19 protein-coding genes and 1 pseudogene are annotated in these 19,863 nt (G+C 64.3%); 10 read left to right on the plus strand and 10 right to left on the minus strand.

What is annotated here, in order from left to right; genetic code table 11:
• The first annotated feature begins 49 nt into the window (after positions 1-49).
• Both AC6H34_RS07120 and AC6H34_RS07125 read left to right on the plus strand, forming a co-directional pair.
• Complete coding sequence (locus AC6H34_RS07120) at positions 50-1,357, plus strand: RsmB/NOP family class I SAM-dependent RNA methyltransferase (RefSeq protein WP_497539853.1); 1,308 nt, start codon at positions 50-52, stop codon at positions 1,355-1,357.
• 206 nt (positions 1,358-1,563) lie between these two features.
• Complete coding sequence (locus AC6H34_RS07125; RefSeq protein ID WP_448150653.1) at positions 1,564-3,261, plus strand: heparinase II/III family protein; 1,698 nt, start codon at positions 1,564-1,566, stop codon at positions 3,259-3,261.
• 118 nt (positions 3,262-3,379) lie between these two features.
• Here the strand turns inward: AC6H34_RS07125 and AC6H34_RS07130 are convergent, their stop codons facing one another.
• A complete protein-coding gene (locus AC6H34_RS07130) occupies positions 3,380-4,072 on the minus strand; it encodes a sugar transferase (protein ID WP_448151400.1) in 693 nt (230 codons plus the stop codon).
• A 506-nt stretch (positions 4,073-4,578) separates the two neighbouring features.
• On the opposite strand from AC6H34_RS07130, the gene AC6H34_RS07135 reads away from it, so the two are divergent.
• Complete coding sequence (locus AC6H34_RS07135) at positions 4,579-5,367, plus strand: DUF899 domain-containing protein (protein ID WP_448150652.1); 789 nt, start codon at positions 4,579-4,581, stop codon at positions 5,365-5,367.
• 73 nt (positions 5,368-5,440) lie between these two features.
• On the opposite strand, the gene AC6H34_RS07140 is transcribed toward AC6H34_RS07135, so the two are convergent.
• Complete coding sequence (locus AC6H34_RS07140; RefSeq protein ID WP_497538345.1) at positions 5,441-6,340, minus strand: LysR family transcriptional regulator; 900 nt, start codon at positions 6,338-6,340, stop codon at positions 5,441-5,443.
• Between the two features lie 128 nt (positions 6,341-6,468).
• On the opposite strand from AC6H34_RS07140, the gene AC6H34_RS07145 reads away from it, so the two are divergent.
• The 4 genes from AC6H34_RS07145 (at position 6,469) to AC6H34_RS07160 (ending at position 9,310) form a co-directional block, all read left to right on the plus strand.
• Entirely contained in the window at positions 6,469-6,951 is a 483-nt protein-coding gene (locus AC6H34_RS07145; RefSeq protein ID WP_448150650.1) for a carboxymuconolactone decarboxylase family protein, read from the plus strand.
• 110 nt (positions 6,952-7,061) lie between these two features.
• Positions 7,062-7,829, plus strand: coding sequence for an SDR family oxidoreductase (locus AC6H34_RS07150; RefSeq protein ID WP_497538346.1), 768 nt, complete (start codon positions 7,062-7,064; stop codon positions 7,827-7,829).
• Positions 7,826-8,248 (plus strand): cupin domain-containing protein, encoded by a 423-nt coding sequence (locus AC6H34_RS07155; RefSeq protein ID WP_497538347.1) that lies wholly within the window; start codon positions 7,826-7,828, stop codon positions 8,246-8,248. The genes AC6H34_RS07150 and AC6H34_RS07155 overlap by 4 nt, the downstream gene beginning before the upstream one ends.
• A gap of 126 nt (positions 8,249-8,374) precedes the next feature.
• Complete coding sequence (locus AC6H34_RS07160) at positions 8,375-9,310, plus strand: mechanosensitive ion channel family protein (RefSeq protein WP_497538348.1); 936 nt, start codon at positions 8,375-8,377, stop codon at positions 9,308-9,310.
• A 52-nt stretch (positions 9,311-9,362) separates the two neighbouring features.
• Here AC6H34_RS07160 and AC6H34_RS07165 read toward each other — a convergent pair whose 3' ends face one another.
• The gene (locus AC6H34_RS07165; protein ID WP_497538349.1) at positions 9,363-9,851 is read right to left on the minus strand and encodes an RrF2 family transcriptional regulator; all 489 of its coding nucleotides are present in this window, start codon (positions 9,849-9,851) and stop codon (positions 9,363-9,365) included.
• Positions 9,852-10,067: 216 nt separating this feature from the next.
• On the opposite strand from AC6H34_RS07165, the gene purH reads away from it, so the two are divergent.
• Positions 10,068-11,660, plus strand: a complete 1,593-nt coding sequence (gene purH / locus AC6H34_RS07170; RefSeq protein WP_448150645.1) for a bifunctional phosphoribosylaminoimidazolecarboxamide formyltransferase/IMP cyclohydrolase — start codon at positions 10,068-10,070, stop codon at positions 11,658-11,660.
• Positions 11,661-11,666: 6 nt separating this feature from the next.
• Here the strand turns inward: purH and AC6H34_RS07175 are convergent.
• From AC6H34_RS07175 to AC6H34_RS07205, 7 genes and pseudogenes are all read right to left on the minus strand, one after another.
• A pseudogene (locus tag AC6H34_RS07175) lies at positions 11,667-11,915 on the minus strand (helix-turn-helix domain-containing protein); the annotation flags it as partial.
• Positions 11,916-11,991: 76 nt separating this feature from the next.
• A complete protein-coding gene (locus tag AC6H34_RS07180; protein WP_448150644.1) occupies positions 11,992-12,375 on the minus strand; it encodes a VOC family protein in 384 nt (127 codons plus the stop codon).
• A 143-nt stretch (positions 12,376-12,518) separates the two neighbouring features.
• Complete coding sequence (locus AC6H34_RS07185; protein ID WP_497538350.1) at positions 12,519-13,994, minus strand: M81 family metallopeptidase; 1,476 nt, start codon at positions 13,992-13,994, stop codon at positions 12,519-12,521.
• 94 nt (positions 13,995-14,088) lie between these two features.
• On the minus strand, positions 14,089-14,457 hold the full coding sequence (locus tag AC6H34_RS07190) for a RidA family protein (protein ID WP_497539854.1): 369 nt from the start codon (positions 14,455-14,457) through the stop codon (positions 14,089-14,091).
• A gap of 100 nt (positions 14,458-14,557) precedes the next feature.
• A complete protein-coding gene (locus tag AC6H34_RS07195; RefSeq protein WP_448150642.1) occupies positions 14,558-15,379 on the minus strand; it encodes a carbohydrate ABC transporter permease in 822 nt (273 codons plus the stop codon).
• A complete protein-coding gene (locus tag AC6H34_RS07200) occupies positions 15,376-16,245 on the minus strand; it encodes a carbohydrate ABC transporter permease (protein ID WP_448150641.1) in 870 nt (289 codons plus the stop codon). The genes AC6H34_RS07195 and AC6H34_RS07200 overlap by 4 nt, the downstream gene beginning before the upstream one ends.
• A gap of 276 nt (positions 16,246-16,521) precedes the next feature.
• A complete protein-coding gene (locus AC6H34_RS07205) occupies positions 16,522-17,760 on the minus strand; it encodes an ABC transporter substrate-binding protein (protein WP_448150640.1) in 1,239 nt (412 codons plus the stop codon).
• 236 nt (positions 17,761-17,996) lie between these two features.
• Between AC6H34_RS07205 and AC6H34_RS07210 the strand changes: the two genes are divergently transcribed.
• Both AC6H34_RS07210 and AC6H34_RS07215 read left to right on the plus strand, forming a co-directional pair.
• Positions 17,997-18,785, plus strand: coding sequence for an SDR family oxidoreductase (locus tag AC6H34_RS07210; RefSeq protein ID WP_448150639.1), 789 nt, complete (start codon positions 17,997-17,999; stop codon positions 18,783-18,785).
• 1 nt (position 18,786) lies between these two features.
• Positions 18,787-19,854: an ABC transporter ATP-binding protein gene (locus tag AC6H34_RS07215; RefSeq protein WP_448150638.1), complete on the plus strand. Its 1,068-nt coding sequence runs from the start codon at positions 18,787-18,789 to the stop codon at positions 19,852-19,854.
• Positions 19,855-19,863: the final 9 nt, after the last annotated feature.

A 19,863-nucleotide genomic window follows, 5' to 3' on the forward strand; every position in this document is an offset into this window, starting at 1 on the left:
GATCGGAAACGCCGAAACCTTGAACAGACCCTCCTCTCCCCGCCGCGGCATGCCGCCTTCCCGACACGACGTGCCCGGCCTCGCCGCCCGCGCTCTGGCGCTCAGGGCGATCGAAGGCGTGCTCAGCCAGGACGAGCCGCTCGAGGATGCCTTCGAAGGCGCCGCCCTCGAGCCGCGCGACCTTGCCCTCGCCCGCATGATCGCCGGTGTCGCCATGCGGCGCTACGGCACCATCGGCACCATCCTGGACAGCCTGCTCGCCAAGGGCATGCCGCGCAAGTCGGGACCTCTGGAGGCGATCCTGGTCACCGCAGCGGCGCAAATCCTTTTCCTCGACGTGCCGGACCACGCCGCCGTGGACCTTGCCGTTCGCCTCGCCCGCGCGGATGACCGCGCCCAGGCCTTTTCCGGGCTCGCCAATGCGGTGTTGCGCAAGATTTCCGCAACCAAGGAAGAACGCCTGGCGGCGTTGCCGCCGGAGACCGATACCCCGTCCTGGCTGCTCGAACGCTGGCGCCGTCACTATGGCGAGGCGGCCGTTCTCGCCATAGTCGGCGCGCATCGCCACGAGCCTTCCCTCGACCTGACGATGAAGAAGGATGCTGCCGGCTGGGCCGAACGCCTTGGCGGCCGCCTCCTGCCGACCGGTTCCGTACGAATCGCCCATAACGGCCCCGTACGGACTCTGGAGGGCTACGAAGAGGGCGCCTGGTGGGTGCAGGACGCCGCAGCCGCCCTGCCCGCGCGCCTGCTCGGCGATGTCGGTGGCTTGCGGGTGGCCGACCTTTGCGCCGCGCCCGGCGGCAAGACGGCGCAACTCGCCGCTTCCGGCGCCAGCGTCACGGCCGTCGATCGCTCCGACGCCCGTCTCGCCCGCCTTCGCGAAAACCTGAAGCGCCTCGATCTTTCCGCGAATGTGGTGGCGGCGGATGTGCTGTCCTGGCAGGCCGAGCCCTTCGACGCCATCCTGCTCGACGCGCCCTGCAGCGCCACCGGCACCATTCGGCGCCATCCGGACGTGGCGTGGAGCAAGTCGGCCCATGACATCGGCGCGATGGCCGACCTGCAGCGCCGCATGCTTGGACGCATGGCGGGACTGCTGAAGCCTGGCGGAGTGATGGTATACTGCACCTGTTCGCTGGAGGCAGAGGAGGGCGAGGAGCAGATCGCCCGCTTCCTTGAGAAGAACGATCGATTCCGCCTGGAAAAGGTCGATGCCGCTGAAATAGGGGGCGTGGAAGGCGCGATCACGCCGGAAGGCACCCTACGCACGCTGCCGAGCCTGCTGCCGGATGCGGATCCGGCGATGGCTGGGATGGACGGGTTCTTCGCCGCGAGGCTGCGGTATTTGGGGTAAGCCTCCCGGCGCGGAGCGCGACCGAGCGCTTCTCCGCTTCCCCCCGGGGGGAAGCGGGCTACGCCCCGCCCTCCTCCCAAATCTTTCCCCATCCCACGCTTTTCGCGCCCCGAAGGCTTGCGCGAAGCTCAAGCAACGTTCAACAAGGGGCAGTGACTGACAGGCGGGCGCCCATCCCGCCTCTTTCCTGGAGGTATGCGTCAAGGATGAGCCGAGGCACTCTGGGCCCCAAGCTTCGTCTTTCCATGCATGCAGCCGGCGAATCCGGCCGCGCCCTTCTGACGCGCCTCTACCTCTCCCCCTTCATGCGCTGGCGCTTCGGGCGCGGCGAACCCGAAAAGCTCGTGCTGGCGCCGCAGGATCTGCGCGCCTCCGATCCCACCCGCGCCGCCGAGTTCATTTCCGGCCGCTACACCTTCGCGGGCAAGACCATCGTGCTCAACGAGGTATCGCCCTTTGCGGTGGCACCGCCTTCGCCAGCCTGGCGCGAAACGCTTCTCGGCTTCACCTGGCTGCGCCATCTACGCTCCGCAGACGGCGTTGCCGGCAAGCAGGCCGCGCGCCGTCTCGTTTCCGATTTCGTTCGCTCGAACCTCCGCTTCCAGCCCGAGGCACTCGATCCGTTGCTGACGGCCCGTCGCCTGCTCTCCTGGGTGAGCATGGCGCCCATGGTGCTGGATGGCGCCGACCGCGGCTTCTACAAGGCCTTCATCCGGGCCGTCGCCTGGCAGGCGAGCTATCTCCTTCATGCCGGGCGCAACACCACAGACGGCATGCCTCGCCTGCTCTGCGCCGTGGCGGTCATGCAGGTGAGCCTTTGCCTTACCGACAAGGTGAGCCTGCGACGCCCGGCCCAGCGCTGGCTGGTGAGCGAGTTGAATCGCCAGATTCTCTCGGATGGCATCCACATCAGCCGCAACCCGCAGGCCAATATCGAACTCCTGCTGGACCTTCTGCCCCTGCGCCAATCCTTCGCCGCCCGCAATGCCGTGGCGCCGCCCGAACTCCTGGGGGCCATCGATCGCATGATGCCGATGCTGCGCTTCTTCCGCCATGCGGACGGGGCCTTCGGCGCCTTCAACGGCATGGGCTACACGCAGAGCCATCTGATCGCCACCCTGCTTGCCTATGACGACGCTCGCGGCAAGCCGGTGCAGAACGCACCCCATGGCGGTTATCAGCGCGTGGAAGGCCACGGCGCCGTGCTGCTGGTGGATACGGGTACGCCCCCGCCGATCAACGTCTCGCAGGAAGCCCATGCGGGCACTCTCTCCTTCGAGTTCTCGGCCGACAATTTCCGTATCGTGGTGAATTGCGGCGCCCCGGCTCCGGGACGCGAGAACTGGCGCCACCTCGCCCGTTCCACGGGAGCGCACTCAACCGCGATCGTGAACGACGCCTCGTCCAGCCACTTCGCCGGCGGTACCCGCAAGCCCGGCATGGGAGGACGCGCCATCCTGTCCGGCCCCAAGAATGTGCCGGTGCAACGCGAGACGCTGCCCACTGCCGTGACTTTGACGGCGAGCCATGACGGCTATCGCCACGATTTCGGACTGATCCACAAGCGCGAGCTGACGCTGAGCCAGATCACCGGCGCGCTGGAGGGCCGCGACAGCTTCCTCGACCACGGGGGAGCGCCCTGGCGCGGCAAGCAGCCGGTTCTGCTTCGCTTCCATCTTCATCCGGCCGTTGCGGCTCGCCCGGCCAATGGTGACACACAGATCGTCATCACCCTGCCCAACGGCAAGGAATGGCTCTTCCTTGCGGATGTCCCCTTCACTCTTGCCGAGACGGCGCACCTGGCCAATCCAGAAGGGCCGAGGCGTTCGGTGCAGATTGTAATGGCCCTGCCGGATGGCGAGCACACCATGTCCTGGGCGTTCCTGCCTGCGGATCCCGTGTGAGGAAGGTTGCGCCTGGGAGAGTGTGATTTTCACTCGGGCCGGCCCGGCGGCACCGGCTGCGAGGAGCGTGGAATCAGGCCGCGCGGAACCCGTAGAATAGCTCCGCGCGGCCAACTTCTCAGTAGGAACCGGAGGACTTGAGGACCGCCGGAACCGTCTTGACGATGATCGACAGATCCCGCCAGAAGCTCCATTCCCTGACATAGCGCACATCGAGAGCGACCCGGTCGTGGTATGATGTGTCGTTGCGTCCGCTGATCTGCCACAGTCCCGTCAGGCCAGGACGAACGCGCTTGTAGTCCTCGATATGCAGTCCGTAGCGGGAGATTTCGTCCCGCACGATCGGCCGCGGTCCGACGATGCTCATTTCCCCGCGAATGATGTTGAGCAACTGGGGAAGCTCGTCCACGCTCGACTTGCGAAGGAACTTGCCGAACGGCGTAATGCGGGGATCATCCTTGAGCTTGTGCGTTTCCTGCCATTCACGCAACGCAGCGGCATTCCCGCTGAGATGCTCACGCAGAACCTCATCGCCGTTCGTTACCATGCTGCGGAACTTGAAGCAGGGAAAGCTCTTGCCATCCAGGCCTACTCGCGTGTGGCTGATGAAGAGAGGACGCCCCTGGATCAGGAGCAGGACCGCAGCCATCAACGCAATCAAGGGGAGGAGAAAGATCAGGGCAGCGGAACAAACCGCGACATCGAACGCCCTCTTGCCGAACCTTGCAGTCTTCCGGGAAACGAGCTCCTTGAGATCGGCATAGCCTCGGCCTGCTTTACGGCCATCGGGAATACCGGCTCCGGAATTCATGCCAAACGTTTCGATAGACACCTGAGCATCCCCCACAGAGTTTTTATACGAACGCAAGACCGGCTGAATGCGGGAGCAAAATTTACAAATCCGGGATCAAATCTTTAGAATATTGGTTAATTCTAGAGTTTAATCTCACGAATTGGCTTCGCGTTGCTTACGTTTATCGTACCAGAGAGTTGTGACCAGACAGAAAGACTTTCTGCCTCTTATGAGAGACGTATTACACTACCCATTTCGACTGGTCGTTAGCATCTCGTCCTGAGTCGTAACTGGCGGTACAAAAAAGCGTCTTTTCATGCCCTGCGGAACAACTCGCGCCGGATGGCGCCAAGATGCGCCGGCAACCGGTCCCTCTCCGGAATGCCGCCAAACTTGTTACTCCCAGCGCCGCGCCTCGCAGTGCCAAGCTCCTCCCAGGCAACGAAGTGCCGGCAAGCAGCGGGTTGGAAGCCGCGCCGGAGTCACTGGGCGCGGGGATCACCCCAATCAGGAGGTTATGAGCCATGAGAATATCGACAGAGAATGGACGGAACGGCGGACAGTCCACCATGCGCATGCCAGCCGTGGTGTCGCCACAGGCATGGGAAGCCGCCCGCCAGCGCTTGCTGGTGAAGGAGAAGGTACAGACCCGCGCGCGAGACGCCCTGGCTGCCGAACGGCGGCGCATGCCGTGGATGGCGGTTGAGAAGACATATGTGTTCGAGGGTTCCGAAGGAGCTGTAGGCCTGCTCGACCTCTTCGGAGGACGGCGTCAGCTCATCGTCTACCGTGCCTTTTATGAACCCGGCGTGTTCGGCTGGCCCGACCATGCCTGCAGGGGCTGCTCCATGGTGGCGGATCAGGTTGCCCATGTCGCGCATCTGAATGCCCGCGATACCACGCTTGTGTTCGTGTCCCGGGCGCCTCAGGCCGATATCGCGCGGCTGAAGGCACGGATGGGCTGGCAGATGCCGTGGTTCACCATCACCGACAGCTTCGATACCGATTTCGGTGTCGGCGAATGGCACGGCACCAACGTGTTCTACAGCGAGGACGACCGCATCTTCCGCACCTACTTCGTCAACAACCGGGGCGACGAGCAGATGGGAGGTACCTGGAACTACCTCGACATCACACCACTTGGCCGCCAGGAGGTCTGGGAGGATTCGCCGGCGGGCTATCCCCAGACTCCAACCTACAAATGGTGGAACTGGCACGACGGCTATGTCGACGGTGCGGTACCCGACAAGAAATGGGTCGAAGTGTCGGATGTCGGGGAGAAGGCCTTCCGGGAACCGGATGCGAGGCTCTGAACGAAATCGATCCGCGAAGACCAGTGCGTTCCTTCCTTCCCCGAAACCGGGGAAGGATCGGCTCGCGTGACGATCAACCGGCCATCAGGGGGTCCTCGCGGACGGCCTCGACGAGAAAGTCGAGCACGGCCCGAACCCGCGGCGGCATGTTGCGCCGGGACGGATAGACGGCATTGATCGGCAGCCGCGCCGGCGGAAAATCCTGCATGAGGCTGATCAGCCGCCCCTCCGCAATGTCCTGGCAGACAAGGATGTGGGAGAGGATGGCAAGGCCGCCGCCCGCAAGGGCAGCGCGATGAACGGCAACGGCATTGTTCGCCGTCATGCGCGGTGCGATCCGGACCGCAACGTCATCGGCCCCGTTCGAAAACGACCATGAGCGGCCGTCGCCGGCGCGGCTGTAGCAGATGCAGTCATGAACGGGCAGGTCGTCGGGCGCGGCCACGCCGGGCCGCCCTTCGAGATAGCACGGCGCAGCCACGAGGTAGGCAGTCGTCCAGCCGATGCGCCGGCACACCAGGCTATTGTCCGCAACCTGGCCGATGCGCACCTCGATATCGATACCATCGCCGACCAGGTCGGACGGATCGTCGCGGAAGACCAGATCGACGGCGAGTGCGGGATGCCTTCGCAGAAGCCCTGCCAGGCGCTCGCTCATATAGAGCCCGAGCGGCGCGGGCAGGCTGAGCCTCACCTTGCCCGATACCGGCGCTCCCCCGGGGCAGGCCGTCTCTCCAAGGGACTCCACCGCATCGACCACCCTCATCGCCATCGGGATCATGCCCTCTCCCTCGGCCGTCAGGGCCAGCGCGACCGTGGTGCGATGGAAGAGGCGGGTGTTGAGATGGGTTTCAAGGGCGGAAACCTGACGGGAAACCGCCGGCTGGGTGAGGTTGAGGTCAAGCGCCGCCGCGCTGAAGGACCCAGTCTCGGCGACCCGGAGAAAAGTTCGCAAAGCCGATACGATATCCAACTCGCCCCCATACTTTTTGGCATGAGCCTTATGTCCGCAACTTAGGCGCGAAACGCTTTACAGCCCAGCTATTACGGATATTTTATATCCATAAGGATATTATATATCCTTAAATAGGGATGAGAGCAATGACACAGCGCCTGAACTATGCCCAGCAATCACCGGAGCTCTTCAAGAAGCTTGCGGATCTCAGCCTGGCCCTCAAGGCCAGCGTCATCGAACAGAAGATCCAGGATCTTGTGCAGATACGGGCTTCCCAGCTCAACGGCTGCGCCTTCTGCCTCGATATGCATGTGAAGGAAGCCAAGATTCACGGCGAAAGCGAACTGAGGCTCTACCATGTGGCCATCTGGCGGGAATCCAACCTGTTCGTGCCTCGCGAACGCGCTGCCCTGGCCTGGACCGAGGCCGTGACCAGGCTGCCTGAGGGTGGCGTCCCCGACGACCTCTACGAAAGGGTGCGCGGCCAGCTTTCCGAGAAGGAGATCTCGGACCTGACCTTCGCGATCATGACCATCAATGCCTGGAACCGCGCCGCCATCGCCTTCAAGGCGGTACCGGGTTCGGCCGACAAGCTCTACGGCCTGGAGAAGGCGGGCCTGGTGGCCTGAGTATCGGAACGGCGCTCTGCCTCGCCGGCCCGCCATGACTGTCGGCAGCCAAACCACCCCAATTCACCGACGCAACGCGGCACGGAAACGGCCGCGAACGGAGAAGTCTTATGAAAATCGTGATCATCGGAGGAACCGGTCTCATCGGTTCCAAGACGGTCGACCGCCTGCGGAGGCAAGGCCATGAGGCGATCGCCGCCTCGCCGAACACCGGTGTCGACACCCTCACCGGCGAAGGCCTCGGCGAGGCGCTGTCCGGCGCCCAGGTCGTCATCGATCTCGCCAATTCACCGTCCTTCGAGGACAAGGCGGTGATGGCGTTCTTCGAGACTTCGGGCCGCAACCTCATGGCGGCGGAGAAGGCCGCCGGCGTCCGGCACCATGTCGCACTCTCCATCGTCGGCACCGAGCGCCTGCAGGACAGCGGTTATTTCCGCGCCAAGCTCGTCCAGGAAAAGCTGATCGAGGGCTCGGGCATACCCTACACGATCGTCCATTCGACGCAGTTCATGGAATTCCTCCCGGGTATCGCTCAATCCGGCACTGTTGGCGAGAGCGTTCGCCTGTCGCCCGCCTATGTGCAGCCCATCGCCTCCGACGACGTTGCCGACGCCATGGCCGACGTTGCCGTTGGCCGGCCGGTGAACGGGATGGTGGAGATCGCCGGTCCTGAACGCGGGCGGCTGAGCGAGTTCGTCGCCCGCTACCTGCGGGTCAGCGGGGATTCCCGCAAGGTCGTGGCGGATCCCGATGCGCGCTATTTCGGCGCGCACCTGGAGGATGGCTCCCTCGTCAGCGACGGCAATCCGCATCTCGGCCGGATCACCTTCGAACAATGGTTCACCGCATCGCAGTCCCAGAAAGGAATCTCGAGATGATCCGATCAATCGCCACGGGTCTTGTCGCCGCGAGCCTGCTGCTAGGCCAGGCCGTGGCACATGACGCCAACCCCGGCAAGGCCTCCAGGGTTACGCTTGTCTATGAGCACGAACTGCCGAATGTTCCGGGCAAGAGCCTCAAGGGCGTTCTCGTCGAGTACGGTCCCGGCGGTACATCCGAGGCGCATACGCACCCAGCCTCGGCCTTCATCTACGCCACGGTTCTGGAGGGTGCGATCCGCAGCCAGGTCAATGACGGTCCGGTGAAGGTCTACCACGCCGGGGAGAGCTTCTCGGAAATGCCGGGCGACCGTCACGGCGTCAGCGAAAACGCCAGCCGAACGAAGCCGGCCAGGCTGCTCGCCGTCTTCGTGGTCGACACCGGCCAGAAGGAGCTCACCTTCCCGATCCGGAAATAGACCGGGATCAGGGCGCCGATCGCGGTCTCCAGCCGCCTCGGCGCTCCCCCGAGGAATGCCTGACGGCAAGGTGCCTTCGAGCCTGGCCGGTCCTGACGTTTGCCTGTCCTTTCCCAGGTGCCCGCCATGTTCGATGATTACAGCCTTCTAGCGCTCACGCTCACCAACATGCTGGGGATCGCCGGCATCGTGGTGTGGCACCTGCAGGGTCGCAAGCGCCCGACAGCTCGCCTCGTCGTGCAGATCCTGTTCTTCGCGGGCATGACGGTCCTGCTCTGCCTCGCCGGCGTGTCGCCGATACTGGCCGATGGGAGCGAGAGCGGTATCGGCGGGTTTCTCGCCAAGTCCGGGCGGGTGCTGTGGTGGACCCACCTGGCCTGGGCGATCATCGGCGTCATGAACATCTACATCGCGCTGAACCGCAGGCCAAGGGAAGCACATCTCTTGCAGGATCTGATCGTCGCGCTTGCCTATATCGGCGTGGCCCTGGCGATCATGGGCTTCGTGTTCGGCGCGCCCGTCGGCACGATCGTCGCCACTTCCGGGGTGGTGGCCGTCATCCTTGGCCTTGCGCTGCAGAATACGCTCGGAGACGTCTTTTCGGGCATAGCCCTGACCTTGGGCCGTCCCTACGCCATCGGCGACTGGATCATGCTGGGCGATGGCACCGAGGGCCGGGTGACCGGGACCAATTGGCGCGCCACCAACCTGCTCACGGGCGCCAACAATATCGTCGTGCTGCCCAACAGCGTCCTGGCAAGGCAGGGGCTGACCAATCTCAGCCGGCCTGACGAGACACATGAGATCACGCAGGCCGTGCGGATCGCCGCCACGCAGATGCCCAGCTTCGTCGAGGAGGTGATGCGGGCCGTCCTGGATGACTGCCAGCGCATCGTCCAGGACCCGCCACCGGTCGTCGCCCTCAAGGCGGCCGACGCCGCGGCGATCGAGATCGAGCTGCAGTTCCGGGTCGCAAGCGCAAGCCTGCGGACATCAGCCCGGAACGAGGTGATCGACCGTCTCTCCCGTCACTGCCGGGCCAACGGCTTCGACCTCGCCTGAAGCGGAAGACCGGTGCACTTCCCGCCGCCCGGTCCTCAGTCTCGGCCCCGATTCATCCCGCACGTTCCAGCACCCATCCGAAGCTGTCTTTCCACAGCTCTTCCGGGATCTCCTGCGACAGGCTCTCCACCAGGTCGGATAGCCTGACGCTGCGCAGTTTCTGGCGCCAGACCTCGTCGGCCTCCCACATGATGCGCGCCACGGGGCAAGGGGTGTTCTCGCAATAGCCTTGCGGGCGGCAGGGATTGTTGGCCCGGATATTGTTGCAGACGAAGGTCCGCGCAGGGCCTTCGACCGCTTCGACGATGTCGAGGAATGTCAGGTCCGCCGGCACCTTCGCCAACCTGTACCCGCCGGATGGGCCGAGCGTGGTGTGGACGAGGCCCGCCTGGGAGAGGCTCTGCAGGGCCTTGGAGAGGTATTCCTTCGGCAGCCCGTGAAACTCGGCCAGCGCCTTCGTCGACAGGTAGCGCCCTTCGGGCAGACCTGCGAGAATCGCGCAGCAGTGCAGCGCCCATTCGACTTGGCTTCTCAGGATCATTCGTACATTCCGCGGGCGGGACGGGCGGCAACCATTAAGGATACAAAATATCCCTATTCCGGTCATGTGTAAACCTGGCAAGGAGTTCGCCTGGGTACGAGGAAAGCGGCACGTTCGCCTCGTCCGGACAGGAATGCCCTTCCCATAAAGTCTCCCCCTCCGCCGCGTCTTGCGCTATCAAGCGCCGCAGATGCCCGCCCTCTGGAGATTCCCGCCTTGACCGCAGCTGCCTCCCCCATCGCCCGTGCCCTGCTGTCCGTTTCGGACAAAACCGGCGTCGTCCACTTCGCCAGGGCGCTCGCCGGCCACGGGGTGGAGCTGGTCTCCACCGGGGGCACCTACAAGGCCCTGCTCGAGGCAGGCCTCAAGGTGAGGGAAGTCTCCGAGCTCACCGGCTTTCCCGAGATGATGGACGGACGCGTCAAGACACTGCATCCGAAGGTGCACGGCGGCCTGCTCGCCATCCGCGGCCATGCGGAACACCGCGCGGCGATGACGGCGCACGGCATTGCGCCGATCGACCTTCTGGTGGTGAACCTCTACCCCTTCGAGGCCACGCTCGCCCGCGGCGCCTCCTTCGAGGACCTGATCGAGAATATCGATATCGGCGGTCCTGCCATGATCCGCGCTGCCGCCAAGAATCACGACGACGTCACCGTGGTCGTCGACGTGGCAGACTATGACGAAGTGCTGGCGGAAATGGCGGAGAATGCCGGCGCCACCACCCTACCCTTCCGCCGCCGCCTTGCCGCGAAGGCCTATGCGCGTACCGGCGCCTATGACGCCGCGATCTCCAACTGGTTTGCCGGAACGCTGGAGATCGAGGCGCCGACCTTCCGCGCCATCGGCGGCACGCTGGCGGAGGCCCTGCGCTACGGAGAAAACCCGCATCAGAGCGCGGCCTTCTACAAGACGCCGGAAAAGCGCTTCGGAGTCGCCACCGCCACGCAGTTGCAGGGCAAGGCGCTTTCCTACAACAATCTCAACGACACCGACGCCGCCTTCGAATGCGTCGCCGAGTTCGACCCGGCCAAATCGGCGGCGGTCGTGATCGTCAAGCACGCCAATCCTTGCGGGGTCGCCGAGGCACCGACCCTCGCGGCGGCCTATGAGAAGGCCTTGCGCTGCGATCCCGTTTCGGCCTTCGGCGGCATCATCGCGGTCAACCGGGAGCTCGATGCCGACACGGCGCGCAAGATCGTCGAGATCTTTACCGAGGTGATCGTGGCACCGGCGGCGAGCGAGGACGCCATCGCCATCATCTCGGCCAAGAAGAACCTGCGGCTGCTCGTCACCGGCGGCCTGCCAGACCCGCGCGCCGGAGGCCTCACCGCCAAGACGCTGGCCGGTGGGCTGCTCGTGCAGTCGCGCGACAACGCCGTTGTCGACGACATGCCGCTGAAGGTTGTGACCCGGCGTGCGCCGAGCGAGCAGGAGATGGCAGACCTGCGCTTTGCCTTCCGCGTCGCCAAGCATGTGAAGTCCAACGCCATCGTCTACGTGAAGGACGGCGCCACGGTCGGCGTGGGCGCCGGCCAGATGAGCCGGGTGGATTCGGCCCGAATCGCTGCTTCCAAGGCCGCCGATGCCGCAAAGGCGGCTGGGCTTGAGGAGACGCTGACCAAGGGCTCCGTGGTCGCCTCCGACGCCTTCTTCCCCTTCGCCGATGGCCTGGAGGCGGCGGTGGCGGCCGGCGCGACCGCCGTGATCCAACCCGGTGGCTCGCAACGCGACGCCGAGGTGATCGCGGCGGCCGACGCGGCCGGGTTGGCGATGGTGTTCACGGGAACGAGGCACTTCCGGCATTAGGCCGGGAGCGCCGGTTTCCCATTTCTCCACCGTACTTTCGCCGGTATTCAGATAACCGGCGAACACAGGCTGGCTGACGTGGTTGTTCTCGCGCAGGGCCTTGATCTCAAGCGGCGCGAGAGGCTGAGGCTCGACGAGGCTGAGCGCATCGAAATGCCGCTTCGTAGCCTTGTCGACGGTTTCTGCCCGATACATGCCCGCAACCGCGCTGTGAATTGCCTCAAAGGCGTCGCTCTTATGCTCGGCCTTGGCCATGAAAGATCTCCACCAGTTCCCCGACCGCCAATTCCCTGGCAATCGCCACATCCGCCGGGAAGCTCGGTACTCCCGGCTACCGCGCCTTCGTGCACAGCTCCACCAACGCGCCGTTGTTGTCCCTGACATAGGCGACCACCTGTCCCCAGGGCTTGCGGACCGGCGGGGCGATGGGCGCGGCCCCGTGAAGAACGGCCTTGCGATAGGCGATTTCGACGTCGTCGACCACGAAGGCGATCTCGATACCGGCCGGGGGACCGTCCGGAAGGTTCGGCCGGAAGGAACCGACCATGGTTTCCACGAACTTCTCATCGGCAAAGCCGAGCGCCGTTTCTCCGGTGATGAGTTCGGCAAACTCACCATCGGCAATGAAGCGTGCCTCCAGCCCGAAGGCCGCCTTGTAGAAGGCGCTGGTCGCTGCAACATCGGGGACATAGTGAATGACGTAGCCGAGCTTCATGAGAATGTTCCCTTTTTGTTCCGATCATCACTAAAGCAGATCGAAATATTTGTCGAGCCTCGATCGGAGCCCTCGGGCTGCGCTGGTTCTCGGGCGCACCGCTTGACGTATGCATGCGGAATGACGGTCGCGCCGCCCCGATCCTATCCGTGCGGATTCTCCACTCTCGGCCAGATCTCGCGCGACAGTTTCTTGTAGTCGGTCACGCGCGGATTGGAGGGATAGGGCGCGCCGGCATCGATATAGATCACCTCGGCCGCGATTGGAGCAAACCCGGCATAGAAATGGTTGGTGGACTTCACGAGCAGGATGTCCTTGGCCGTGTAGTCGATACCGAGATTGGAGAAGATATCGGGTTCGAAAGTCTGGGTGCGGTTGGTATTGAGGATCACGTCGACCTGCGTGCCGACAATGCGCACGACCGCCGCCGGACCAAGCGTCACGCGGCTCTTGCCGAAGCTCTGCCAGCCCTCCGGCACGGCGCGGCGCACCTCCACCTCGGCATCGACGGGCTGCCCCTCCGAGGCCGGTCCGGCCTTGCCGCCGAAACGGAGCGTCAGCCTGGCGCCCTCCCCCGCGGCAAGGCAGAAGGTCACGGCGATCGGATCCCATATCGTGGCGAGACCGATGCGGTCGAGGCCGCGCTCCAGCATGCGTCGCAGGATCAGGGTACCGTCGCCCGCCACACCCCCGCCCGGATTGTCCCAGACGTCGGCGATCACCACCGGCTTGCCCGGCTTCTTGGCCACAAGTGCGAGGGCCTGATCGAGACCCTCGTCGATGCCGACCATCGGCATCGCCGTCCTGCCGCGCAGACTGAAAATTTCCATGCCGAGTTCGCGCGCGAGCGTGTCACCCTTCGCCCGGTCATTGTCGGTGACGACCAGCATCTGCGTGCCGAGCTCGGGCACGTCCGCGGCCATGAAGCCATGGATAAGCGAGATGGAGAGGATATCGTCCTTGCCCTGCATCGCCTTGATACGGTCGACGAAGGATCGCATCGGCTCGCGGCTCGTCGGAAAGACGCCGATCATGCGACAGTCGAAGGTTGACATCACCGGCTTGATCTCGCCGCGCAGCGTGCGCAGGGCGAGGTCTACGACATGCTCGCCGCGCTCGTAGAAATCCGTATGCGGAAATTCCAGGAAGGCCGCCAGGATGTCGGCGTTGGCGACACGTTTCTTCGTCAAATGGCTGTGGGGATCGAGTTCGCTCGCAATCAGCACCTCCGGACCGACGATGGCGCGGACATGTTCGAGGAAATCGCCCTCGCAATCGTCGTAGCCCTGCGCCACCATGGCGCCGTGCAGGCCGAGGATGACGGCATCGACCGGGAGGGCGGCGCGGAGCTGGGCGAGAATCTCGTCGCGCAGCCCTTCAAAGGTCTGGCGCTGCAGGAGCCCGCCGGGCTCGGCCCAAGTGCCGGTGCCCTCGATCAGGGTGAAGCCCTCCTCCTTCGCCCGCCGCCGCAGCACCACCATTGGCGACGAGCAGAGCGTCGGCGTTTCCGGATGCTGTCCAGGGCCGGCATAGAAAGCCATCTCGAAGCTCGACCGGTCGGTCGGAACCGGAGAGAAAGTGTTGGTCTCGGTGGCAAAGGAGGCCGTGAAGATACGCATGGTTAACCCCGGCTGCGCGGACTTCCAGTCCGCTTTTGGACATGATCGCTCGTGAAGCGGAAGGGTGGACAGGACGTCCGCCCATCCTGCAAGGCTATGCCGGCTTGTAGGCCACCGCCTCGATCTCGACCTTGATATCGATCATCAGCCGAGCCTCCAGAGTGGTCCGGGCGGGCGGATTGGTCGGGAAGTAACTGCCATAGATCTTGTTGAAGGCGCCGAAATCGCGAGCGTCGGCGAGGATGACGGTGGTCTTCACCACATCCTCCAGCCCAGCGCCGGCGAGCGCCAGTGCCTTGGCGACGTTGTCCATCACGGCCCGGGTCTGCTCCTCGATGCCGCCCTGCACCACCGAACCATCCGGCAAGGTCGGCACCTGGCCGGAAATATAGATGCTGTCGCCTGCACGCACCGCTGGGGAGAGCGGAACGTGAGCGGAGCCGAAATGCTGCTTGGTCATGATATTCTCGCTGGGACCTCTGGCCTCCCGGCCGGCCCCTCCTTCCATAAGATAACCGCGTGGGCGACACGGGAAGAACCGGCCGGGAGGCCGGCGATCCCAGCTATTTCACCGCTCCCAATGCCAGGCCGCGCATCAGGTAGCGCTGGAGCCAGGCGAACATCACGGCAATGGGAATGGTGGCTACCAGGGCTGCCGCCATCACATAGTTCCACTCGATCGTATAGCGCCCGCCGACCTGGTTGAAGATCTGGATCGGCAGCGTATAGCTGTCCTGCTGGCGCAGCATGGAAAGGGCGAGCGGGAACTCGTTCCAGGCGAAGATGAAGGTGAAGATGGCCGTCACCACGATGGCCGGCACGGCCAGCGGCAGGAACACCTTCACCAGCGTCTTGAACGGGCTTGCCCCCTCGATCCAGGCCGCTTCCTCAAGGTCGCGGGGAATGGTGGAGAAGTAGCTCTGCAGCATCCATACCGCGAAAGCGAGATTGAAGCCGATATAGACGAAGACGAGGCCGCTCAGCCTGTCGATCAGGCCCATGGCGACGATCAGCTTGAACAGGCCGATGACGAGCACGATCGGCGAGAGCATCTGCGAGATCAGGAGGAACTGCCGGAAGGCCCCGCGCGCGGCGAAGCGGTAGCGGCTGAGGGCATAGGCGGCGGGAATGGCGATCAGGATCACCAGCGCCGTGGTCGCCAGCGCCACGATCAGCGTGTTGAGGAGCGCCAGGCCGAAGCCCGTCTCCCCCCACATGTCGATGAAGTTGCGCCAGGTGGGTTCGTTCGGCCACCAGCTCGAGGACAGCATCTCGTTGGTCGGCTTGAGCGCCGTGACGAACATCACCGCGAAGGGAAACAGCGCCAGCACCACCATGGGCGACAGCAGGATCCAGTAGAGGATCGAACGCCTGAGCTTGCTCATGCCGCCTTCTCCTCCCGCATCGCCAGCCTGACATAGATGATGGTGAAGACCAGCAGCAGAGCGAACATGATGATCGACACCGCCGAAGCCTCGCCCAGCCGCCCGATGCGGAAGCCGAGCTTGTAGAGATAGGTCACCAGGATGTCGGTGGAATTGGCGGGGCCGCCCTGCGTCGTCACCCAGATGATCGGAAAGGAGTTGAAAACGTTGATGGTGTTCATCACGAAGGCGATGTTGATGAACGGCCTTAGCAAGGGCAGGGTGATGTGGATGAATTGCTGCCAGTGGCTCGCTCCTTCGACGGAAGCGGCGTCGTAGAGATCGTCCGGCACCGAGGAGAGGCCGCCGAGGAAGATCGTCACCGTGAAGGGGATCGAGACGAGGATGCCGATCAGGATCTGCATCGGGAAGGCGGTGGAGGCCTGCGCCAGCCATTCGACATTGGTGCCGATGAGGCCGAGCCCCTTGAGGCCGGAATTCAGCATGCCGCTCTCCCCGTTCAGCGCCCAGCGCCAGACGATCGCCATCATGGCAAGCGACACCGCCCAGGGCAGCATGACGATGACGCGCGCGAGGCTGCGCCCGTGGAAATCGTCGTTGAGGATCAGAGCGATCGGCACCGAGCAGACAAGCGTGCCGAGCACCACGCCCGCGGTCCAGACCAGGGTGCGCCACAGCGCGGCGATGAAATCGGGATCGTTGAACAGCGCCTGGAAATTGGCGAGGCCCGAGAAGTCGCGCAGCATGCCGAAGCGGTTGACGTCATGCACCGAAATCGTGCCGATCTGGTAGAGCGGCCACAAGATGATGAAGGCTGCCATCAGGAAGCTTGGCAGGATGAGTATGTAGGGTGTCGCCCGCCCCATCAGAAAGGCTCTCCGGTTTGGTAAGGACCGCTGACGGCGGAGTGCCGTGCGGTGAGGGGACAGGATGAGGCGCGGGAGCCTTCCCTGGGATCGCAGGCATGTCGCCTGCTCTCAAATCGTCGAGCTTCCATAAGCAGGCGGGACGCCTGCGGTTCCAGGAATGACCGCCACCTCCTGCGCCATACCCGCCCGCACTCCTTCGTCACGCTTTCGTCGTATCGCCTCCCCCAACTTCGTGGGGGAGGCGATACGCGCCTTTCCTGGAAAGGCTCGTGCTTACTTCTTGCTCAGGATCGTGTTCACCTGCTCGGCCGTCGCCTTCAGCGTGGCCTCGATGTCCTCGGCCTTGCCACCATAGATCTTCTGGACGGCGGTCAAGGTAATCTGCGCGATTTCCTCCCAGCCCGGGATCACGGGAGCGAAATGGGCACCGGACAGGAGCGAGGCAAAGACCTTCAGGTCCGGATCGTCGGCGAAGTACGGATCCTGCGCTTCCTTGGCGTTCACCGGCAGGAAGCCTTCGACCTTGTCGAACTTGGTGCGCTGCTCGGTGGTGAACAGGAAGTCGAGGAACTTGAAGGCCTCATCCTTCACCTTGGAATTCTGGAACAGCACGATGGAGTCGGTCACGCCATAGGTGAAGGGCTTGCCGTTGGGGCCGACCGGGATCGGCGCGACGCCATATTTCAGGTCGGGCGCTTCCTTCTTGATCTGACCGGAGAGGAAGGGGGCGGTGATCACGGTTGCGACCTTGCCCTGCTTGAACAGGTTCTGCACGTCCTCGCGAGCGTAGGAGGTCACGCCCGGCTCGGTGAGGCCGCCGTCGATGAAGCCCTTGTAGAGCTTGGCCGCATCGATGGCCGCCTGGCTGTCGAGACCGGACTTGCCATCCTTGACGATATCGCCGCCCATGCCCCACAGGCCGTAATAGTAATAGACGTCGGTCTCGATTTCCTTGCCCTGCAGGCCGAAGGGCGCCACGTCGGGCGTGGCGGCCTTGATCTTGGCGGCAGCGGCCTTGAAGTCGTCCCAGGTCTTCGGCGGCTCGGTGATGCCCGCCTTGGCGAAGACGTCCTTGTTGTAATACATCGCGCGGGCCGAAGCGGCGATCGGCAGGCCGTAGGTCTTGCCGTTCAGCACGGAGGGCGAGAGGAAGGTATCGATGAAGCGCCCCTTGATCTCGGGCGTGATGTAGTCATCGAGCGGGGCGACGACGTCCTGCGAGACGTAGTCGAGCAGCCAGCGCGTGCCGATGATCGAGAGATCGGCGTTGGTGCCGGCCGAGATGTCGGTGGTCAGCTTCTGCTGCAGGTTGTCCCAGGGAACGACCTCGATCTGGATGGTGGTGCCGGGATTGGCGGCTTCGAAGGCCTTGGCGGCTTCCTCGAAATAGGGTCCGGTACCCTTGGAATATTCGGCGATGGTCACACGCACCGTGCCGGCCTGCGCCGCGGAAGCGTAAGCCAAGAGAGAGGCGCCTGCCATCAGCAGCGCCATCCGTCCGATCATCTTCATGAAACGTCCCCATCTTTCTGATCACTGCGGTTCATACCGCGCCCCGCGCGCCGGTCGCCCGCATGATGGGCGCTACTCTTCCCCGTAATCGCCGGACTGGCAAGAGGCTTTGGCGGGCCGCGTGTAATCGGTTCCACAGATCTATCGCTGCATCGATTTACCGGGATCTGCCCCGGATTTCCTTCTTCCGGGAACCGTGCATAGATGCGCCCTCCCGCCCGCAACGAGTCTTCCTCATGTCCGATTCTCCTCCCCATCCCCTGGGCCTTGCCGGTCGCCATGTGCTGATAACGGGCGCCGGAGGCGGCATCGGCCGGGCAATGGTCGCGGCCTTTGCCGGCGCGGGTGCCATCGTCTCCGGCGCGGACCAGGATGCCGCCATGCTCGCGGAACTGCCGCTGGCTCATCGCCTCGTCTTCGACCTCACCGACGCCAAGGCCAGCGCCGATGCCTTCGCGAATCTGGCCGAGGCCGGGGCAGCACCGCATGTCCTGGTGAACAACGCCGGGTTCACCCGAGGCGAGACGCTGGATCAGGTGGACGAGACGGTCTGGGAGCGCGAACTCGCCATCAACCTGACCGGCGCCTTTCACATCTCGAAGCCTGTGGCCGAATCAATGGCGCGGCGAGGCGGCGGCGCGATCGTCTTCATCGCCTCGGTGAACGGTCTCGGCCACTATGGCAATCCTGCCTATTCCGCAGCCAAGGCCGGCCTGATCGCCTATGCGAAATCCATCGCCGTGGAGATGGGCGAGAAGGGCATCCGTGCCAATGTCGTCTGCCCCGGCTCCGTTCGCACCCCGGCATGGGACCACCGCCTTGCCAAGGACCCGGCGATCCTCGAAGATGTGATTTCGCACTATCCACTCGGGCGGATGGTGAGGCCGGAAGATGTCGCCAATGCCACGCTCTTCCTCGCCTCTCCGCTCTCGGCGGGGATAACGGGAGCCGTCCTGCCCGTGGATGGCGGCCTCACCGCCGGCAATCTGCGCTTCGTGCGGGACATCATCGAAAGGAGAGCGTGAGATGGCGGGACTGCAGGTCAAATCGTTGGAGAAGCGCTACGGCTCCGCCACCGTGCTGCACGGCATCGACCTCGAAGTGAAGGACGGCGAGTTCGTGGTGCTGGTCGGCCCCTCGGGCTGCGGTAAGTCCACCCTGCTGCGCATGATCGCCGGGCTCGACGAGATCTCCGGGGGCGAATTGTGGATAGGCCCCAAGCTCGCCAACAAGCTTTCACCCCAGCAGCGCAACATCTCCATGGTGTTCCAGTCCTACGCGCTGTTCCCGCACATGACCACGCGCCAGAATATCGGCTTCGGGCCCCGCATGCGCGGGGAGAGCGCCCAGTCGATCGAGCCGCGCGTGCAGAAGGCGGCTGGCGTTCTCAACCTGAACACCTATCTCGACCGCTATCCGCGCCAGCTGTCCGGCGGCCAGCGCCAGCGCGTCGCCATGGGCCGTACCATCGTCCGCCAGCCCGAGCTCTTCCTGTTCGATGAACCGCTTTCCAACCTCGACGCGAAGCTGCGCGTGCAGATGCGTACCGAGATCAAGGCCCTGCACCAGGACCTCAAGACCACCATCGTCTACGTCACCCATGACCAGATCGAGGCCATGACCATGGCTGACCGGATCGTGGTGATGAATGCAGGCCAGATCGAGCAGGTGGGCTCCCCGCTGGAGCTCTACGATCGGCCCGGCAACCGCTTCGTCGCGAGCTTCCTCGGCTCCCCCTCCATGGGCTTTATCCCCGGTACGGTCGAGAAGGGTGATGGCGCTCCGAGGCTTCGCACGAAAGGGGGGCTCGGGCTGCCGATGAGCGAGAGCAGCGCAGCGTCGGGCCAGACGGTGGATATCGGCATCCGCCCTGAGCATTTCGTGCTTTCGGACCCGCAGAGCGGATTTCCATTCCTGGTCGAGGTCGTCGAGCCGACGGGCGCCGAAACACATCTGTTCGGGCACATCGACGGCACGGAAATCCGCGCGGTCTTCCGGGAGCGCCTGTCGCCGCAACCGGGGGAGACCGTGTATCTGACGGTCTCCCCCGCCAACGTCCATGTCTTCGACCCGAAGAGCGGCGTGCGCCTCTAGCCGCGAACG

Source organism: Labrys sp. ALF-8, from assembly GCF_059699065.1.